At 40.4% G+C, this 1417-nt stretch carries 1 protein-coding gene and 1 riboswitch; the gene reads right to left on the reverse strand.

Annotated elements, in window-relative coordinates; all coding sequences use genetic code 11:
• A partial coding sequence (locus V7659_RS25935) for an NCS2 family permease (protein ID WP_335542982.1) occupies positions 1-1087 on the reverse strand: 1087 nt, incomplete at its 3' end.
• A gap of 114 nt (positions 1088-1201) precedes the next feature.
• Positions 1202-1303, reverse strand: a riboswitch (purine riboswitch).
• Positions 1304-1417: the final 114 nt, after the last annotated feature.

The raw sequence follows: 1417 nt of genomic DNA on the forward strand, positions 1-1417 counted from the left end.
TAATTAACGCAGGTGCTGTTACAGGTGCAGTAACAACCGATAATAACGGAAAGAAGAATAGCGATAAGATAAAGAATCCGGCTGTTACTAATGCTGCAAATCCAGTTCTAGCACCAGAGGCAACCCCTGCAGATGACTCAATGTAAGATGTAGTGGTAGATGTACCTATTACAGCACCGACGATTGTTGCAATCGAATCTGAAACTAGTGCACGCCCAGCTCGAGGCAGCTTATTGTCTTTCATAATTCCCGCTTGGTTTGCTACTGCAACGAGAGTACCGGCATTGTCAAAGAAATCAACAAACAAGAAGGTAAGCACAATGCCAAGCATGGCTGTTGTATAGAAAGAACTATCTCCGAATGAAGTGAAGGCTGCACCAAAAGTAGGCGCTATGCTCGGAACGGAATCGACCACTTTAGTCGGCATATCAATTAAGTTAAAGATCATTCCCACGATTACTGTGATGACCATTCCATAAAATACGGCTCCGTTAATACCTTTAGTCATCATTATCACTGTTACGACGATCCCAAAAATAGCAAGCAGGGTAGGTCCTTTTGTCAAATCACCTAAACCAACGAGTGTTGCATCATTATTAACCACAATTCCGGCATTTATTAATCCGATAAATGTGATGAACAAGCCAATCCCTGCACCAACAGCGTGTTTTAAATCAACTGGAATCGCGTTAATGATTTTTTCGCGTAGACCAGTGAGTGTTAATAAGAAGAAAAATACACCTGAGATTAATACAGCACCAAGTGCATGCTGCCAAGGAATCCCGCTCCCTAATACAACCGTATAAGCAAAGAACGCATTCAAGCCCATTCCTGGTGCTAGTGCCAGCGGATACTTCCCAAGAAGCCCCATGACAATCGATCCGATTGCAGCAGCAAGTGCTGTTGCCACAAATACTGCACCATAATCCATTCGTAAAGCATCGGGATAGTCCTTTATGGATGCTAACGATAATGTCAATGGGTTAACAACTAATATATAAGCCATTGCTAAGAAGGTGGTTAGTCCTCCAATAAACTCACGGCGATAATTCGTACCATGCTTCTCAAACTCAAAATACTTTTGCATTTCTTTTCCCCCTAAGGTTCTTTTCTTTTTTATTTATGCAAAAAAGCTCCGGCATATTCTACCGGAGCTGACGTAAGGCATGTGCAATAAATAGAGGAAAAGAAAGCATACCTCTTATATTAAACACTGCCTCGTAGTCAAGCCATTTACGGTGGCTCGGTAGAAACTTTTGGGCCATATCCCCAAGATTATACGATGCAATTTTTATTCACTTCTCTTAACACGTTTTTTATTTTAGCAGGAAAGAAACTTCTTGTAAACAAAAAATACGAACGATATTAAAATAAATTTTAACATTGTTCGTGAATATGGATGTTTCTGAAATAAATA

The sequence above is a fragment of the Neobacillus drentensis genome (assembly GCF_036966985.1).
GTDB classification, from domain to species: Bacteria; Bacillota; Bacilli; order Bacillales; family Cytobacillaceae; genus Neobacillus; species Neobacillus drentensis_E.